Raw genomic sequence first — 17,907 nt, 5'->3', positions numbered from 1 at the left:
GCGCGTGCGGCGCGCACGCCGCGCGCCCCGCCCACCTTGCTGACTTGCCATGACCAACCTATCTGACGTGCAAGCCTTGCGCCCGCCGACCCACGTGCCGGCACGCGAGCCCGCACTGCCCGACCCCACCAAGGTGCGCCGCCTGCGCGACGCCGCCGAGGCCATCGATGCAGCCCATGCGCTCGCCGGCGAATTCCGCCAGGGCGCTTCCGCCCGCGACCGGGAGCGCCGGCTGCCCTGGGACGAACTGGACCGCTGGTCGGCCAGCGGCCTGGGCGGCATCACGGTGCCGAAGGCCTACGGCGGCGCCGAGGTGTCGTACGCGACGCTGGCCGAGGTGTTCGCCATTCTGAGCGCAGCCGATGCGTCGCTGGGCCAGATCCCGCAGAACCACTTCGGCTTGCTGGGCGTGCTGCGTGAAGCCGGCTCGGAGGACCAGAAGCGTCGTTTTTACGCCGAAGTCCTGGCCGGGCAGCGCCTCGGCAACGCCGGCCCCGAGCGGCGTTCCGCTGCCAGCCGCACCATCCTCGAGGGCACCACGCGCCTGCGCCGCACGCCGCAAGGGCTGCGGCTGAGCGGCACGCGGTATTACTCGACCGGCGCGTTGTTTGCGCACCGCGTGCCCACGCGCGCGCTCGACGACGAAGGCCGCGCCGTGCAGGTGTGGGTGCCGCGCAATGCCGCCGGCCTGACGGTGGTGGACGACTGGTCTTCGTTCGGCCAGCGGACCACCGCCAGCGGCACCGTCATCTTCGACAACGTGGCCGTCTCCGAAGACGACGTGCTGCCCATCTGGCAGCTCGCCGCGCGGCCCAGCCTGTACGGGCCGAATTCGCAGCTGATCCAGGCCGCCATCGACCTTGGCATTGCACAGGCCGCGTTTGACGACACGCTGGCGTTTGTGCGCGAACATGCGCGGCCGTGGACAGACGCCAAGGTCGAACGCGCCGCCGACGACCCGTACATCATTGCCGACGTCGGCCGTCTGGCCATCGACATCGAAGCCGCGCGCGCCGTCCTGCAGGAAGCCGCGCAAACGCTCGATGCCATCGCCGCGCAGCCCATCACCGATGCCGGCAGCGCCCGCGCCTCCGTTGCCGTGGCCGAAGCCAAGGTGCTGACCACCGAGGTGGCGCTGCAGGCCAGCGAAAAGCTGTTCGAACTCGCGGGCTCCTCCGCCACGCGCGCCCGGCACAACCTCGACCGCCACTGGCGCAACGCACGCACCCACACGCTGCACGACCCCGTGCGCTGGAAGCTGCACCTGATCGGCAACTACCAGCTCAACCAGGCCTTCCCGCCCCGGCACTCCTGGAACTGACATGTCACTGCTTTTCACCCCGCCACCCGAGGACGGCCGCGTGCCGCCGGCCCCTGCCCCGCAGCAAACCCCGCACGTAGTGCGCGACGATGCCGAGGCCATCGAGATCGCCCACCGGCTCGCGGCCGTTTTCGCACCCGACGCCGCGTTGCGCGACCGCGAGCGCCGCCTGCCATGGGCCGAACTGGAAGCGTTCAGCGCCAGCGGCCTGTGGGGCATCACCGTGCCGCGCGAGTACGGCGGCGCCGGCGTGTCCAACACCACGCTGGCCGAGGTGATCGCCATCATCGCCGCGGCCGACGGCTCGCTGGGGCAGATTCCGCAGAACCACTTCTACGCGCTGGAAGTGCTGCGCGTGGGCGGCACCGCGGCGCAGAAGGCGTTCTTCTATGCGCGGGCGCTGGCCGGTGAGCGCTTCGGCAATGCGCTGGCCGAGATCGGCCACAAGGATTTCCGCCGGCGCACGCGCCTCACCCAGGACGGCGACGGCTTTCGCATCGACGGCAAGAAGTTCTACTGCACCGGCGCGCTGTATGCGCACTGGATCCCCACCCTGGTGGTGGCCGAGGATGCGGGCCAGGAGGTCACGTGGCTGGCCTTCGTGCCACGAGCGGCCGCCGGCGTGACCGTGACCGACGACTGGGACGGCTTCGGCCAGCGCGTCACCGGCAGCGGTTCGGTCGGCTTCGACAACGTGCGGGTGGAGGCGGAATGGGTCGTCCCCTTCCTCGCCTCGTTCGAGCGGCCGACGACCATCGGGCCGGTCGCGCAGCTCATGCACGCGGCCATCGACCTCGGTATCGGGCGCGGTGCGCTGGCCGCGACGCTGCCGTTCCTGCGCGACCATGCGCGGCCCTGGATCGACGCCCGCGTGGAGCGCGCCACCGACGACCCGCTGACGCTGCATCACCTCGGCGAAGTGCACGTGCGCCTGCGGGCCGCCGAGGCCCTCGTGCGCCGCGCCGGCCGCATCACCGATGCCGCGCAGCAGGCGCCCGATGAACGCACGGTGGCCGAGGCGTCGGTCGCGGTGGCGGCCGCCCGGGCGCTGACCACCACGGCATCGCTGCTGGCGGGCACGCGCCTGTTCGAACTCGGCGGCACGTCGGCCACGCTTGACCACCGCGGGCTGGACCGCTTCTGGCGCAACGCGCGCACGCACACGCTGCACGACCCCGTGCGATGGAAGTACCACGCGGTCGGCAACTTCCACCTCAACCACACGCTGCCGCCGCGGCACGGAGCAATCTGATGGCGGGCAAGCGCATCCTGCTCAACGCGTTCAACATGAACTGCGTCGGGCACATCAACCACGGCCTGTGGACGCACCCGCGCGACCGCTCGGCCGACTACAACACGCTGGAATACTGGACCGACCAGGCCCGCACGCTCGAACGCGGCCTGTTCGACGGGCTGTTCATCGCCGACATCGTGGGCGTGTATGACGTCTATCGCGGCAATGTCGATGTCACGCTGCAGGAATCGATCCAGTTGCCGGTCAACGATCCGCTGCTGCTGGTATCGGCCATGGCGGCCGTGACGCAGCATCTGGGCTTTGGCGTCACTGTCAACCTGACGTACGAGCCGCCTTACCTGCTTGCCCGGCGTTTCTCGACGCTGGACCACCTCACGCGCGGGCGCATCGGCTGGAACATCGTCACCGGCTACCTGGACAGCGCAGCCCGCGCCATGGGCCTCGACAAACAGTTTGCCCACGACGAACGCTACGACCGCGCCGACGAATACCTCGAGGTGCTCTACAAGCTCTGGGAAGGCAGCTGGGACGACGACGCCGTGCGGCGGGACAAGGCCGCCCGCGTGTTTGCCGATCCGGGCAGGGTGCGCAAGGTCCAGCACAGCGGCCGCTACTACAAGGTGGACGGCTATCACCTCGCTGAGCCGTCGCCGCAGCGCACGCCGGTGCTGTTCCAGGCAGGCAGCTCGGGCCGCGGGCAGCGGTTTGCCGCGCGCCATGCCGAGTGCGTGTTCATCTCACCGCCGAACAAGGAAGCCGCGCGCCAGACCGTGGCCGCGCTGCGCGAGCAGCTCTTGGCGGCCGGCCGGCGCCCCGACGACATCAAGGTCTTCATGGGCGCCGCCGTGGTCACCGGACGCACCGAGGCCGAAGCCCATGCCAAGCATGCGGACTACCGCGCCTACGCCAGCCGTGAAGCCGGCCTTGCGCACTTTGCCGCCAGCACCGGTGTCGATTTCTCGCGCCACGGCCTGGACGACCCCATCGACTACGGCGGCGGCAACGCCATCGAATCGGCCACCACCACCGCCGCCCGGCATGGCTGGACGCGCCGCAAGCTGCTCGAGCTGTTCGAGCTCGGCGGACGCTACCCCGCCATCGTCGGCGACCCGGGGCAGGTGGCCGACACGCTCATCGAATGGATCGACGAGACGGGCATCGACGGCTTCAACCTGAGCCGCACCGTGGTGCCCGAGAGTTATGAGGATTTCGTCGACCTCGTGGTGCCGGTGCTGCAGGAGCGCGGCCGCTACAAGACCGCGTATGGCGAAGGAACGCTGCGCCACAAGCTCTTTGCCGAAGGAGACCGCCTGCCCGCACGCCACGCCGCCGCCGGATTCCGCCACCTCTGACCGCCTTCTTCCGACACATCCCAACCGACCATGAAGCTCTCGCGCCTGCTCCCTACCCTGTTTGCCGCCCTCGTTCCGGTGCTGATGTCCGCCGCGCATGCCGCGCCGCTGCGCATCGGGGTCACGCCCGGGGCGCTTGCCGATTCCGTTGAAGTGGCCGCCGCCGAGGCGCGCAAGCAGGGGCTCGATGTGAAGGTCGTCGAACTGACCGACTGGACCACGCCCAACGTCGCACTCGCCTCCGGCGATCTCGATCTCAATTACTTCCAGCACCAGGCCTTCCTGGACAACGCCATCAAGGAACGCGGCTATGCGTTCAAGAGCGTGGGCATTGGCGTGCTCGGCAACATCGGCCTGTATTCGAGCAAGATCAAGCGCCTGTCCGACCTGAAGGACGGGGCGCGCGTGGCCGTCGCCAACGACCCCGTCAATCAGGGCCGCGGGCTGCTGTTGCTGCAGAAGGCCGGCCTCATCAAGCTGCGCGACGGCGTCGGGGCGCGCGGCACGCTCAACGACGTGATCGCCAACCCGAAGAAGCTGAAGTTCGTCGAGATCGAAGGGCCGCAGCTCGTGCGCGCGCTGGACGACGTGGATCTCGCCCAGGGCTATCCCGCGCACTTCGTCAACGCCGGCAAGCCGGACGTGGCGAGCGCCGGCCTGCTGTATTCCGGCATCGACGACGAGTACTTCGCCATCCGCTTCGTCGCGCGCAACGACAACGCCAACGACCCGCGCATTGCGCGCTTCATCAAGCTGTACCAGGACTCGCCCGCGGTACGCCAGCAGGTGCGCACGTCCTACGCCAACGACGACAAGCTCTTCACCCTGCCCTGGGTCAAACGGTGATGCCATGACCACGCTCGCTTCCAACCCCGCACACGCCTGGCCGGGCGCCCCGGCCGACCCCGCGGCGCACGCGCGGCACGCCGACGCAGCCATCGCTGCGCCGGGTGCCGGCACGATCCGCTTTCGCAACGTCGGCAAAACGTACCGCGCAGCCGCCGGTGACGTGCATGCGCTGCAAGGCATCGACCTCGACATTCCGGCCGGGGGCATCTTCGGCATCATCGGCCGCAGCGGCGCCGGCAAGTCGAGCCTGCTGCGCACCATCAACGGGCTGGAGAAGCCGACCAGCGGCCAGGTGCTGGTCGACGGCGTGGACGTCGGGACGCTCGGCACCGCCGCGCTGGTGGCGCTGCGCCGGCGCATCGGCATGATCTTCCAGCACTTCAACCTGCTCTCGGCCAAGACCGTGTGGGAAAACGTCGCGCTGCCGCTGAGGGTTGCGGGCGTGCCGCCAGCGGAAATCGCCGAGCGCGTGGACACCCTGCTGACGCTCGTGGGGCTGGAGGGCAAGCAGCATGTGTATCCGGGGCGCCTGTCGGGCGGGCAGAAGCAGCGTGTGGGCATCGCCCGTGCGCTCGTGCATCGGCCGGAGATCCTGCTGTGCGACGAGGCGACCTCCGCGCTCGATCCGGAAACCACCGACGCCATCCTTGCCCTGCTGCGCGACATCAACCGGCGCCTGGGCCTGACCATCGTGCTCATCACGCACGAGATGGGCGTGATCCGCGATATCTGCGACAACGTGCTGGTGCTCGAAGCGGGCCGCATTGCCGAGCAGGGCCCCGTGTGGCGCGTGTTCGGCGATCCGCAGCACGACGCCACGCGCGCCCTGCTCGCACCGCTGCGCGGCGGCCTGCCCGAAGACGTGGCCTTGCGCCTGGAGCCCGCGCCGCCTGCCCGCGCACCGTTCGAGCAGCTGATCGAACTCGCCTACACCGGCGTGGCGCCCGTGCCGGACCTCGCGCACATCGCCCAGGCGCTGCGCCATCCCACCCGCCTGCTGCGGGCGGATCTCGACCGCATCCAGGGCCGCACGCAGGGGCGCCTGCTCGTCGCCGCAGCGGGCAGCACGCTGTCGCACGACGCGCTCGTCGCGTTGCAGCTGTCCCAACACACCCGGAGCCTTGGCTATGTCGCCGCTCACGATTGACCGCATCTGGCAGGGCCTGCTCGACACGTTGACGATGGTGTCGGCGTCTGCACTGATCGCCGTGCTGGCGGGCATCCCGCTGGCGCTGATCCTGGTGCTCACGGCGCCGGGCAGCGCGCTGGAATCACCGCGCGTGCATCGCGTGCTGGGTGCCGTCATCAACGGCTTCCGGGCCACGCCGTTCATCATCCTGCTCGTCGCGCTGCTGCCGTTCACGCGGCTCGTGGTCGGCGCCACCATCGGCGTGTGGGCAGCGGTGGTGCCGCTGTCGATCAGCGCCACGCCGTTCTTCGCGCGCATTGCCGAGATCAGCCTGCGCGAGGTGGACCGCGGGCTGGTGGAAGCCGCGCAGGCCATGGGCTGCACGCGCCGCCACATCGTCTGGCACGTGCTGCTGCCCGAGGCGCTGCCCGGCATCATCGGCGGCTTCACGCTGACCATCGTCTCGCTGATCGGGGCGTCGGCCATGGCGGGTGCCGTGGGCGCCGGCGGCCTGGGCGACATCGCCATCCGCTACGGCTACCAGCGGTTCGACACGACCGTCATGGCGGTGGTCATCGTGCTGCTCATCGGGCTGGTCAGCCTCGTGCAGTGGGTCGGCGACCGGTCGGTGCGGCGGCTGAAGGCCCGATGACGGCAACGCGGCTCAGGGCACGATCACGACCGGCTCGTCAGGGTGGATCAGCCCGACATTGCGATGCGCGAACTGCGGGTTGAGCTGCAGCAGCTGCGCCAGGGCGGCCTCGACCTGCTGCTCGTGCGACATCGCCTGGCGCTGCGCATCGGAGACGTGTGCCTCGTGCAGCAGCGGCGTGCGATACCGGTCTGCAATGCCGTTGAGTGTGTCGCCCGGCTGCACCACGTATTCGGAATGCGTGGGCTGCGGGGTGGCCGATGTGCCGGGCGGCTGGCTGGTTGAGGGCGCACTCGCGCTGGCCGATGGCGAAGGCGAGCTGGACGGCGAGACGGTTGGCGACGGCGACACCGAAGGCGATGCCGATGCACTCGGTGTTGCGCTCGGTGCCGCGCCAGGCGACTGCGTGACAGCCGGTGTGCCGGGCGGACGCTTGTTCTTGTCGTCCTGCATGAACAGCGGCTTGATCAGGTTGAATGCATACGCCGAGAGCGGCAGCAGCGCGATGGCGATCTTGTGCTTGCTCACAAACTCCGACGCGTTCGGGAAGTGCGAGCTGAAGCGCGAGAGGCCGAGCGCGCCCGACGACAGCAGCATCGGCACGCCCTTGAGGTAGTCGCCACCCATCATCTGCGCGGCGCCGAGCAGCATGCCGCCGGTGGCGGCCAGCGTGTCCGCCGAGATATCGAGCCCGCGCACCGTGCGGCTGCGCTGCTCAATGTCGATGTTGCGGCCGCGCCCGAGCAGCACGCCGGTGGTGTACGCGATCGACGCCACCGTGCCGCCCGTGGGCAGCACGTACCAGATGGCCGAATCGTGGGCCAGTGTCCAGGCCTTGGTCGCCATGGCGTGTGCATACGAGGCCAGCCCCGCGCTGTAACCGCCGATGGCGAGCTGCCGGCCCCAATAGCCGAGCTTGGTGCGCGGGTGGCCCAGGTGCACCTGCTGCAGCCCGGTGCCGCTGAAGATGGCCTGGATCTGTTTGACCAGGTCGGCCGACACGGCCTGGGTAGCCTCGGTGGCCTGCGTGCGCGTGATTTCGCGATTGCCCAGGCGCTGGTAGATGTTGTGCACGCTCCAGTTGGCTTCGGCCACGAAGGTGCGCAGCCGCGTTTCGATGTCGGCCAAGTCGGCCGGCACGGTCTTCTCCGACGTGTGGTCCGGCAGTGCCTTGACGAGCCGGTCGACCATCGTCTGCGTGGCTTCGCTGAAGACGCGCGGATCGGCCCGCTCGATGGTCGCCATCGTCGCCTGATGCAGCACCTGCGCCGAGCGTCCGACCCGCAGCAGCAGCATGGAGGGGTTGCTGGCCAGCGAAACCGTGTTGGCCCCGGTGCCCGGGATGCCGATCAGCACCGCACCGGCGCCCCCTGCCAAGGAGGCACCCACGGTCATCACTTCGCGCGCACGCGTGCCGAGCTTGGGCTTGGCGCCTTCCACGCCCAGCGCATTGAGTTCCGCGGATGCCTGTTCCGGCTTGAGCAGCACCTTGCGCGCGGTCTGCGTGGTCTGGACACGCCCCGCGCTCTGCGGCTCGCCGGACGCGTCCACCGACAGGGCCTTCTCGTTTTCCACCATCTGCCTCCAGGTGGGCAGCGGTGTGGCCGGGTCGCGGGCCGATGCCGGCAGCGCCTTGGCGCCCGCGGGGCGCGCAGCCACGCCCATCTCGTCCGTCCATTGCTTGGCAAACTGACTGGCGAGTTCCTCCTTCGGACTCAGGCGCCCCTTGGCGTCCCACAGCGGTTTGGCAAAGGCGATCTCGGTGGCGCGGGCACGATTGACGAGTGCGGTCGTGTTGCCGTTGAAGACGCGGTCGATGATCGCGTTGACCTGGCTGTCCGAGAGGTTGTACTTCTGCCTGCCAAGCCGCGCGATCTCGGCCAGCAGCACCTGGTTCTGCGCGTCGTACTGGCTCTTGGACGGGCGTTCGAACACACGCGTGAGGGCATCGTCGCCATGCAGCCGGCCCTGGGTGGGCGCGCCGTCCTGCTCGAAGCGCAGCACCATGTCGGCGACGGCGGTGTTCAGCCGTTCGTTGGCGATGGCATCAGCACCATTGGTGGCGTACGACACGCCCATGTGCACCCAGGGCAGCGTGGGCCGCTCCAGCACCTGTTCGACGAGCTTGGCATTGCCGCCGCCTGGCACCGGCTCGAGCACCGTATCCCAGCCGTGGAAGCTGACCATCACGTGGGGCGCCGGCGCATCGGCATGGGTGGCGCCCCACTTCTCCAGCATCGAGAACAGCCGCACGTGGTTGTCGTACGCGTCATTGGTGCGTGCGGTGAAGTGGTTGTTGGTGCCGATCAGCGGCCGCGACGGCGCGAACTCCAGCCGGATGACCACGCCGGTCTGCGACGACAGGTCGAGCCATTTGTCGAGATGCGACTGATGCAGATCGTCGAGGAACAGCTTCTTCTGGTCGGCGCCGCTGCCGGACTTGATCTGCGCGTTGGCATGGTCGATCGTCGCGTTGTTCACGTCGATCTGCTTGGCGGCCTGCACAAAGCTCGGGTCCTGGCGCTTGCCCACGGCAGCGCGCAGCGAATACGGGTCCACCACGAGCGAGATCACCGGCATGGCGCCGCCGGTTTTCTTGATGAACGCCAGCGCCTTGGCGGGATCGTCGCGCAGTCGGTATGCCCGGCCCATCGGCGCCAGCCGCGCCTGGAGCGGGAATTCCGAGCGCAAAAACGTGTTGACCATGTGCCGGTCTGCCGTGGCCGCCGCCGAGAACCGCTGTGCCATGCGCTTGCCCGCAAACGGCACGCGGCGCGACACGGTGTTGGCAGCAACGTCGCGCGCCACGCGCAGCTTGAGCTTGAGCTTGCGCCACAGCTGCGCATCGGCCATCACCACTTCGGGCGCATGGTCCTTGACGGGCTTGAATTCGACATTGCTGGCGTAGGGATCGTCCTTCTTGCCGGCCAGCAGTTCAACCTCGTCCAGAGGCCGCGTCAGGTTGCCCAGCTTGGGCGCGTCGGGCGGCAGCGCCACCGTGGTGGTGCTGGAGAGCACCGGCTGGTACACGCCAATCTCCAGACCGCTGCCGCTGCGCTGCCATGCCTCGAACTGGTCGGGCGGCAGGCGCGTGAGCAGGAAGTGGGTATCCGCGCCAAAGCTGTCGTGCCCGATCGCCAATTCCTTGGCCGGGGTGCCGTTGTGCGGCGTGGCCGGCTTGTTCCAGGCGGCATACCACGTGAGCGAGTTGCCGGTATCGCCGTCCGGCTCCAGGCGGCCCGTGGGCGTATGGCGGGCCAGCTTGCCCGCGTGGTCGGCCGTCTCGTAGACGTAGATGTAGTGCGTGCCGGCTTCGAGCCAGCCTTGCTTCGCCAGGTCGCGCAGGTGGGCGATGTTCGGCCCACTGTAGTCGAGCGCATGGGCGTCGGACTCGGGCAGCATGCGCGCGTCGGCGTAGCCGAGAGCCGAGCCTTCCAGCGGCGTGCCGGTCGTGACGGGCGCCTCCAGCGTGCGCTGCCGCCATTGCAGAAGCTGCGCCGCGCGCCCACGCAGGAAGCCGCCGTTGGCCCGCCGGTTCAATGTGGTGGCGGCCTGTGCAATCTCGCCCGGCTTGAAGGCCGGCATGCCGTATTCGGCCTGCTTCCACAGCGTGCGCGGCTTGAGGAAGCCGCCCAGCTCCTTGACCGTCTCGGGCTGCATCGAGCTGACCACGAAGCGCACGCTGCGCGGCGCGCTGCGCAGCGTGCGCGCGCCGTGCGTCTGCTGCCGGGCAAAGGCGGCTTCGAGGCTGCGCCCGGGCACGGTGGCGCCGTCCATCGGCGCATCCACGTGGTACGTCCATGTGCCGTCGGTGCCGCGCCTGGCATAGCCTTTGGGCGCACCGCCCTTCCTGTCGATCACGTAGATGATGTCGCTGTCCTTCGCGGCGTCGGTGGCGTCTTTCACGCTCTTGTAGCGCTTGGCGTGCCCAAGCTGCTGTATATCGGCCACGACCTTCGCGTCGATCTTGTCGGCCGACGGTGACAGCACGTGCGAGCCGTCATCGCCATTGATGCGCGATGGCCCGCCAAATGCCTGCAACCGCTCGTACGACACGGGGCTGATGTAGAAGTCGACGTCCTTGCGTGCGCTGCGCATTGCCGAGTTGTCGCCGCGCACGGCGCGCTTGACGATCTTCGGCACGTTGCTGCCACGCACCGCCGTGGGCGGCGCGAAGGTGCCGTCGTCACGCACTTGCGTGGTGGCGACGATGACCGGCGTGCCGTCCGGCTGGCGGGTGTCCTTGAGTGCGATCAGGACGGTCTTGCTGCCGGCCTTGGTGGCCAGCTGGCTCAGCTTGGGCACCTCGGCGCCGGGCACGTGCCGCAGCGTGCGCAGGTCTTTCACGTCGAGCCATTCGGCGGCCTTCGCGGCGGCCTTCTGAGCGTTCGATGCCGCCGCCGAGGCCGGTGCCGGCATGTGCGGTGTGCCGGGCGCCGCGCCGTTCCAGCGCGAGGCGTAGTACTGCGCGTAAGTCTGGTCCGGCGCCGTGGACGTGCGCATGCTGCCCATGGTCTGCGCCAGGCGCAGGTAGGCCTCGGGGTTGTTGGCGTCCCATTGGGCATAGGCCTGTTCCAAGGGCTGCGGCATCTGCGCGCGGGCGCCGATGTCCACGCCCGTTGCGGCCAGCACCTCGTCGCGCACGTTGAACGCGTTGCCCTGCGCGCTGGCCTCGGCGGCGAGCGCGGTCTGCACGTAGCTGCCCTCGCTTTGGCCTTGCAGGCCCAGCAGATCGAGCTCGACCTTCACGGCGTGATCGGTCTCATGGCCCAGCGTGTAGACGAGCGCCCCGGCGTCGGGCGCGTTGGCATCGAGCGTGATGGTCTTGCGCTCGGCATCGACCGCAGAGCCGCGGTTGCTGCGCCCGAAGCGCACCGCCCAGCCGGCGTCGTGCAGCAGGCGCAACTGGCGCGTGAGCGTGTCGGAGGCGCCAATCAGGGCATGGGCGGCGGGCGGCAGCGGCGCGCCGCCAAACGCCATCGTCACGCGATCGCCCGGCGTGGTCTGGTAGGTGGCATCCTGCGGGCGGTACTGCGTGCCGGTGCCGCTGTAGTCGGGCGAGCCGGCCCGCCGGTCCACGGGGCCGCCGAGGTTTCGCGCCGGGTTGGCGGGGTCGACGCCGATCTCGGCAAAGCGCCGGCTGGTGGCCTTCTGCAGCGCGGCGCTGTAGTCGAACGGTACGCCGTATTGCGCGGCGGCCTGCTGCGCCAGCACGGTGTCGTGCTGCGCCAGGGAGATCGCATAGGCGCGGATGCTGCCAAAACTCTGTTCCGGGCCCGGCGTGCGGCCGATGTTGGAGGCGCCAAACTGCGTGTTGCCGGCGGCAAAACGGTCGATGGCACTGAGCAGCCGGTCCACCATCGCGGGCGTGGGCTCCGCCGCGGTGGACACGCCGCGCAACTGCGCCTGCGTCATCGACGGCACGGTGTCGTGGAAGTGGTCCGGATGCTGCTGCTGGTAATGCCGCAACGCCTCCACCACGCGATCGACAGCCGCGCGGTCGGTGGCATACACGACGATGTTGTCGGCGCGCGGGCCGGCGGCGTCGGGGCCGGCCGCCTTGGCTGCATAGACGCCCGGGAAGCGGCCGGGCTGATCCACCACGCCGCGCACCAGGAAGTCGAGCACGTCCAGCACGTGCGGCGTCTTGGCGTTGACATAGACGCGCTCGGTGACGGCGTTCGGGTCGACAAGGCCGTCCTCGCGCATGAAGTGATAGAACGTGGTGCGCGCGCGGCCTTCCGTCGGCATCGTGCTGTCAACGAAGGCGCCGTCGGCTTGCGACACGGTGTAGGCGCCTTCGGGGCGCTGCTCTGCCAGGGCGATCAGGCGCGGGAAATAGAACTCGCCCGGCATGGTGTCTTCCGGCCCCGTGACGCCGCCCGTGCGGGCGTACAGGCGGTACACGTCCTTGTTGCTCAACGCACCGTTGGCTGCGTCTGCCCCTTCCGCCTGCACGCGGGCCAGCAGCGCCTGCTGCGACTCGAGTGCCGATTCGGCGCCACGCGGGCCCCGCTCCGGCAGCACGCGCTGCGCCGGCGAGCTGCCCGGGGCGGGCGCCACGCCCGGCATGCGCACGCCCGATGCGGCCAGGTCGGCCACCGCGGCCGCGTAGGCGCGCCGTTGCGACGCGCCATGCTGGCGCGCCACGCCCATGCCGGCACCCATGAGCCCGGCCGAGGTGAAGAACTGCACCCAGTCTTCACCCGTCGCCTGCCCGTTGGATGCCGCCAGCGACTGCCCCTGGTGCAGCATCGCGGCAAGGTTGGTGTTGAGCGCGCCGGTGCCCATCAGCCGATACGCCAGCGCGCCGCCGCCCAGGAACTGCAGCCCCGCCAGCCGGCGCAGGCGTGCCGGCAGCCTGGCGAGCACGTCGGCCCGGTTGAGCAGCGGGATGGCCTCGTTCAAGCGCTGCAGGCGCATCGTGCCCAGCGTGAGATCGGCAGCGACACCCGGGTTGCGCGTGACGCCAAACACGGCATTCAGCCGTCGCGCCGCGTTGGCGGTGGCCGCGGGCGAGCCGTACAGCGCGCGGCTGAGCACGGCGTTGGTGAGGTTGTTCTGGAACGGCCGCAATGCCCAGCGATTGTCATTGAGCAGGCTGATGCGCGCGGCTTCTTCGGCGCTCGCGCCACGCGAGATGCGCACCGCGTTGATCGCCTCCATGAGATCGGCGTTGTAGGCGCCCACGCGCGCTCCAGCCACGGCCGTGCGGTTGATGAGCCCGCCGACACCGGCGGCGCCGCCCAGCACGTTGGCACCCAGGCCCACCCAGTTCCACGGGTCTTCACGGCCCTTGGCGGTGGAGAGCGCATTGATCGAGTGTGCCGCGCCTGCCACGGCCGTCACCGCAAAGTACGCATCGGCCAGGTTCGACAGCACCACGGCCCACAGCGCAGCGGTCTCGGGCTGCACGACGGTGGTGATGATCCCGGCCGCCACCGTCAGGCCGATCTCCAGGTCGGTCTTCAGGTGCTCCCAGTTGTACCAGTGATCGTCGGGCTTGTAGGTCTTCCAGTAACCGTCGCCGGTCATCAGGTTGCCGTTGGCATCGACCACCCAGTGCGGCTGCGCGATCAGCAGGCCGCGATCCAGCCCGCTGTGCGATTCCCAGTCGCCATAGCCGTTGCGCACGGTGGTATCGGCCGGGCCCACGTCGATATAGCGCCCGTCGGTGCCGATGCCCTCCATGATGGCCAGGCGCTTGGCGTCGCCCTTGCCCTCGCGGTTGTCCCACCACTGCATCGACAGCGAGGTGAGCACCACGGGCGTGGTGCCGCTGGGCGTGGTCACGCCTTCGCCGCGCATGAGCTGGCCGGCCACCTGTGCCAGCGTGGTCTTGTGGCCCTTGTGGTCGTAGACGACTTCGTTCCCGCTGTATTCCGCGAACTGGCCGTCGGCCATGGCTTGCTGCTCGCCGAGCGTGCGCGCCGTGTAGGTCGGGTCCAGCCCGTATGCCTGACCCACGGCGTTGTACACCTGGGCCTGGCTGGTGGTCGTGTGCATGCCGTCCTGCCAGGGCAGGCCGACGGTGTTGCCGCTGGCCGTGACACCGGCGGTGGTGCCTGAGCTCACGCCTGCGGTGTCGGGGGTCCAGTTCAGATCGTTCTGCAGCCGAGGGCTCGCATTGGTGGCGTGGGGCGCGGTGCTGACGGGCGCCGGCGGCCTGGAGGCCTCCTTGATGCCGGTCTCGCGCCGGATCTCCTTGCTGACCTCGTCGTCGATGTTGTCCCCGAGGATGTCCTGCGTGAGCTGCATCGGGACGTTGTCGTCCTTCACATCCGCCAGCCCGAAATCCTGCCCGGTGACCACGGCCATGCCACCGCCGCCGACGAAGTACGTGGTGTTCAGCCGCGAATCGACCGATTCCGTGCCCAGCCCGCCCTTGTCGATGGGCTTGAGCATCAGGCCTTCGATCTGCTTGCGCAGGTCGGTCATGTCCTGGTTGCGTGCACCGCCGGCGGCCGCGTAGATGCGCGACATGGCCTTCAGGTCGGTCACGTCCAGCTTGCCGCGGAACTGGCTGTGGTACAGCGCAGCAGCCAGGTCCGGCGCGACGCCGTTCATCTGGTCCGCTGCTGCGTTGGCCTGGTCTTTCTTGTCCTTGCCGAAGACCTGGGCGCCGCTCTGCTGAAACAGCGACTGCGTCTGCGGTGCCTGGATCGTGTCGTCCAGCAGTTGCGCGTAGAAGATCGTGCCCTTGTAGACATCGAGCGCCGTGCCCATGGCAGTGAGCCGGCCCTGCGGCGAATCCTTGCCGTCGTTGGCGGCCGTGCACATCATCGGCGCGTGGTCGAGGATGGATTGCAGCGCGCGCTGCTGCAGGCCCGAGACGCTCGCGTCGCCCATGACCTGGTCGAACAGCGGGTCGCCGGACTGCATGCCCGCGAGCAGACCGGTGAGCCGCCTGGCCGCCGCCGCGTCGCCCTTGCCTGGGCCGCCGTTGGTTTGCAGGGCGTGCGCGGCAATGTGCAGCGCCTGCTGCGCGCCCAGCGCCGTCTGCCATTGCTGGAAGCTCGTCAGCAACTGCTTGAACTCGGGCGAGTTCTTGCCGGTGCCGCGCGCCGCGTCCATCTCGGGCGCGATGCCGGCCATGGTGACGGCGTTCTGCGCCTTCCACAGGGTATCGACGTTGTCGGGGCTGAGCTGCCAGTCGCCATCCTCGGGCTTGCGGCCGGCGGCAACGTTCAGCGCCTTGTCGAGATCGTCGTGATACGCCTGCAGGGCGCGTGCGGCAGCGGCCTTGAGCTCTGCGTTGTCGGGCGCCTTGTCAGACTTGGCCTTGGCGTCCTGCCACGCCGCGTAGTCGGTTCGGGCCTGCGTGACCGCGCCGTCGAGCGCCTTCTGGTCGGGCTCGATGTCCTGCTTCATGATGCCGGCCGTCACGCGCAGCACGTCCGGGTCCAGCACGTTCAGCTTGGCAAGGTCCTTGGCCCCGGCCTCCACTGGGTCCTGCGTCGGGTCCTTGTAGTAGTCCTCCAGGTGCTGCTGCGCCGCCACGGTCAGTGCGGATTGCGTCAGCATCGCCTCGTTCTGTTCGTTGCCGCCGAGCCAGGCCCGCGTGGCGGCAATCGCCTCGGGCAGCGTCATGCCGCTGGCCACCAGCTGGCTCAGATGGGCGGTGGTGTCGGGCTGGGCGCCGTCGCGCTGCGTGTCCGGCGTCTTGGCATCGGGCGTCGCCGCCAGGTTGCCCTTGCGCAGGGCGTTCACGCCGTCCTGCAGATCCTGTTCGGTAAACAGCTGGGCGGCATCGACATCCTTGGTGGCCTGGTCGATCGGGTCGCTGGGGGGCTGCGCGGTCTTGTCGCCTGACTTGTCGCCGGTCTTGTCCTGCTGCCGCGCCAAGGTCACGGCCTGGGCACGTGCCAGCACCGCTGCCTGCGCCCACGTGCGGTTGCTGATGTCGGCGTTGGCCTTGTCGTTGCGGGCGGCATCGAGCGCCTTCTGCAGGCCGGCCGCATCGGCCGTGCCGCCGCCCAGCGCCTTGTTCAGCGCCGCCTGGGCCTTGGACAGGTGGGCCGCATCGTCCGGCCCCACCTGCACCGTCGTCGGCGACGGCTTCAGGCCGGTGTGCTTCTGCAGCGTTTTCGACAGCGCACCGTTCGGGTCTTCATCGATGATCGCCTGGTACGGCGCCATCGACGCATTGTTGGCCTTGGCCAGCCCCAGCGTGTCGAACGGTGTGTTGGGCGGCGTGTAGCCGTTTTCCTTGTAGCGGTCCAGGTCGGCCTGCGCATTGGAGAGGAAGGACCGCAGGCTGCCCATGACATGCGCCGCACCGTCGCTCTTGGGGCCGCCCAGTGCGTTGACGATGCGGCTGATGGGGCCGTAGTAGTCGTCGCGCTCGTCCAGCGTCTTCATGCTGGGGGCGTAGATCTCGGGGTCGCCCGCCTTGATCTTGCTGTCGATCTTGCCCTGCAGGTTTTGCGTGTAGAGCGCCTGTGCCAGCTCCGGCGAGGCGCGCTGCACGTCTTCGAGCAGTGCCGCGATGTCGCGCAGCTCACCCGGCGTGCCCACCTTGGCGATGTTGTCGTGCGTGATGCCGGCGTTCAGCACCGAGTGGACGAGGCCCTTGTACAGCGCCGTGTCCTTGTAGCGCGACAGCGCGTTGCCTTCGGCCACCAATGTGTCGTGCGGATCCTTGCCGCTGGCGTGGGTGATGTCCTGCAGCGCGCCAGCCTGGATGTCCTGCGTGCGTGCGTCGTCCATGACGCTCGTATAGAGCGGGGCGGTGTCGGCCACGCCGCGCAAGTGTTGCGTAAGCGCCTGCGCTGCCTTGAGGTTGCCGCCGGCGCCGCCCGAGGCACGCGCGGCCTGTGCGGCATCGACGATCTGGGCGGCTTGCAGGTCGTTCAGCACGCTGGCCGCCGAAGGTACGCCTTGCGCGCCGCTTGCGGCGCTATTGCGTTGCGCGACCAGGCGCTCGGCAAGCAGGCGCCGGTCGGTCTGCAGCGGATCGGCACGCCACTGGCTGTCGGGCTGCCCCGCAGCGGCGTTCAGTTCGTCGGAAAGCGCGGTGTGGTAGGCCTGCTTGTCGCGCGCCAGCGTGGCCGCGTCGGCATTGGCGGCCTTGTCCTTCTGCCAGGTCTCCAAGGCGGTCTGGGTCGCCCTGACGGTGTCGTCGAGGTTGGCGGCCGGCTTGAGCTCGACGTGCAGCGTCTTCACGACGTTGTCGATGGTCGGCTTGGAGAAAATGCCGAGCCAGACGTCCTGCTTGGCGGCATCCTGGATCGGGTCGGCGTCGGCCGGGACCTTGCCGTCTGCCACGGCTTTCTCGGCCGCGATAGTCAGGGCGGCTTCGCTCAGCACCGTCTCGTTCTGCTCGCTGCCGCCGAACTGGGCGCGCGCCGCGTTGACGGCTTCGGCCTCGGTCATGCCGCGGTCGAGCCCGGTCTGGATGGCGGTCCGCGCGTCTTGCAGCGTCACGGCCTGCGGGGGCGGCGCCTTGTCGGTGGTCAGCGGCTTGTCCGACAGCGCATGCGTGGCGCCATCCAGCGTGGTGTTGTCGAACACGTGCGTGAGGCCGACCTGGCTGGCGGCCTGCTCAAGCGCGTCCACCTTCGGTTGCGCTGTCGCATGCGCGGGGCCGTTGTGCGCGGCTTGCAGCAGGATGGCGGCCCGCGCAAGGGCCTCCCGGTTGATGCCGGGCTGCGTCTGCTGGATTTTCTCGACGGCGGCCCTCAGCGCCGCCGTGTCGTCGCAAGCCTTGCCCTGGAGCGCATTGCGCAGCGCCGTCTCCGCATCGGACACATCGCGCGCACTGGGCGCCGGCGGCGGTTGGATGGGCTTGGGCGGCGTCGGGATGCCGCCACCGCCGTCGATGGCTCTGAGCATTACGGTTCTCCTGGG

General features: G+C 69.4%; 7 protein-coding genes. 6 read left to right on the top strand and 1 reads right to left on the bottom strand.

Annotated features, from left to right (window positions below; translation table 11 throughout):
- Positions 1 to 49 precede the first annotated feature (49 nt).
- The 6 genes from TK49_RS19805 to TK49_RS19780 are packed head-to-tail and all read left to right on the top strand — an operon-like array spanning position 50 to position 6,558.
- Positions 50 to 1,321 (top strand): SfnB family sulfur acquisition oxidoreductase, encoded by a 1,272-nt coding sequence (locus TK49_RS19805; RefSeq protein ID WP_045219330.1) that lies wholly within the window; start codon positions 50 to 52, stop codon positions 1,319 to 1,321.
- Position 1,322: 1 nt separating this feature from the next.
- A complete protein-coding gene (locus TK49_RS19800; RefSeq protein ID WP_045219328.1) occupies positions 1,323 to 2,573 on the top strand; it encodes an SfnB family sulfur acquisition oxidoreductase in 1,251 nt (416 codons plus the stop codon).
- Positions 2,573 to 3,928, top strand: coding sequence for an LLM class flavin-dependent oxidoreductase (locus TK49_RS19795; RefSeq protein WP_045219326.1), 1,356 nt, complete (start codon positions 2,573 to 2,575; stop codon positions 3,926 to 3,928). The genes TK49_RS19800 and TK49_RS19795 overlap by 1 nt, the downstream gene beginning before the upstream one ends.
- A 30-nt stretch (positions 3,929 to 3,958) precedes the next feature.
- Positions 3,959 to 4,774 carry a MetQ/NlpA family ABC transporter substrate-binding protein gene (locus TK49_RS19790; RefSeq protein ID WP_045219324.1) on the top strand — a complete coding sequence of 272 codons (816 nt, stop codon included), beginning with the start codon at positions 3,959 to 3,961 and terminating at the stop codon, positions 4,772 to 4,774.
- A 4-nt stretch (positions 4,775 to 4,778) separates the two neighbouring features.
- Positions 4,779 to 5,924, top strand: coding sequence for a methionine ABC transporter ATP-binding protein (locus TK49_RS19785; RefSeq protein WP_045219321.1), 1,146 nt, complete (start codon positions 4,779 to 4,781; stop codon positions 5,922 to 5,924).
- Positions 5,905 to 6,558, top strand: coding sequence for a methionine ABC transporter permease (locus tag TK49_RS19780; protein WP_045219319.1), 654 nt, complete (start codon positions 5,905 to 5,907; stop codon positions 6,556 to 6,558). Before TK49_RS19785 ends, TK49_RS19780 begins: the two co-directional genes overlap by 20 nt.
- 12 nt (positions 6,559 to 6,570) lie before the next feature.
- On the opposite strand, the gene TK49_RS19775 is transcribed toward TK49_RS19780, so the two are convergent.
- Positions 6,571 to 17,892 carry an LWXIA domain-containing protein gene (locus TK49_RS19775; RefSeq protein WP_045219317.1) on the bottom strand — a complete coding sequence of 3,774 codons (11,322 nt, stop codon included), beginning with the start codon at positions 17,890 to 17,892 and terminating at the stop codon, positions 6,571 to 6,573.
- Positions 17,893 to 17,907: the final 15 nt, after the last annotated feature.

This window comes from Ralstonia mannitolilytica (genome assembly GCF_000954135.1).
GTDB lineage: Bacteria > Pseudomonadota > Gammaproteobacteria > Burkholderiales > Burkholderiaceae > Ralstonia > Ralstonia mannitolilytica.
The sequence above is the reverse complement of the archived record's forward strand: the minus strand, read 5'-3'. Positions and strand labels throughout refer to the sequence as shown.

Coding starts and splice junctions, on each gene's coding strand:
- TK49_RS19805 (WP_045219330.1), top strand. CDS start 50: ATGACCAACCTATCTGACGTGCAAGCCTTGCGCCCGCCGACCCACGTG.
- TK49_RS19800 (WP_045219328.1), top strand. CDS start 1,323: ATGTCACTGCTTTTCACCCCGCCACCCGAGGACGGCCGCGTGCCGCCG.
- TK49_RS19795 (WP_045219326.1), top strand. CDS start 2,573: ATGGCGGGCAAGCGCATCCTGCTCAACGCGTTCAACATGAACTGCGTC.
- TK49_RS19790 (WP_045219324.1), top strand. CDS start 3,959: ATGAAGCTCTCGCGCCTGCTCCCTACCCTGTTTGCCGCCCTCGTTCCG.
- TK49_RS19785 (WP_045219321.1), top strand. CDS start 4,779: ATGACCACGCTCGCTTCCAACCCCGCACACGCCTGGCCGGGCGCCCCG.
- TK49_RS19780 (WP_045219319.1), top strand. CDS start 5,905: ATGTCGCCGCTCACGATTGACCGCATCTGGCAGGGCCTGCTCGACACG.
- TK49_RS19775 (WP_045219317.1), bottom strand. CDS start 17,892: ATGCTCAGAGCCATCGACGGCGGTGGCGGCATCCCGACGCCGCCCAAG.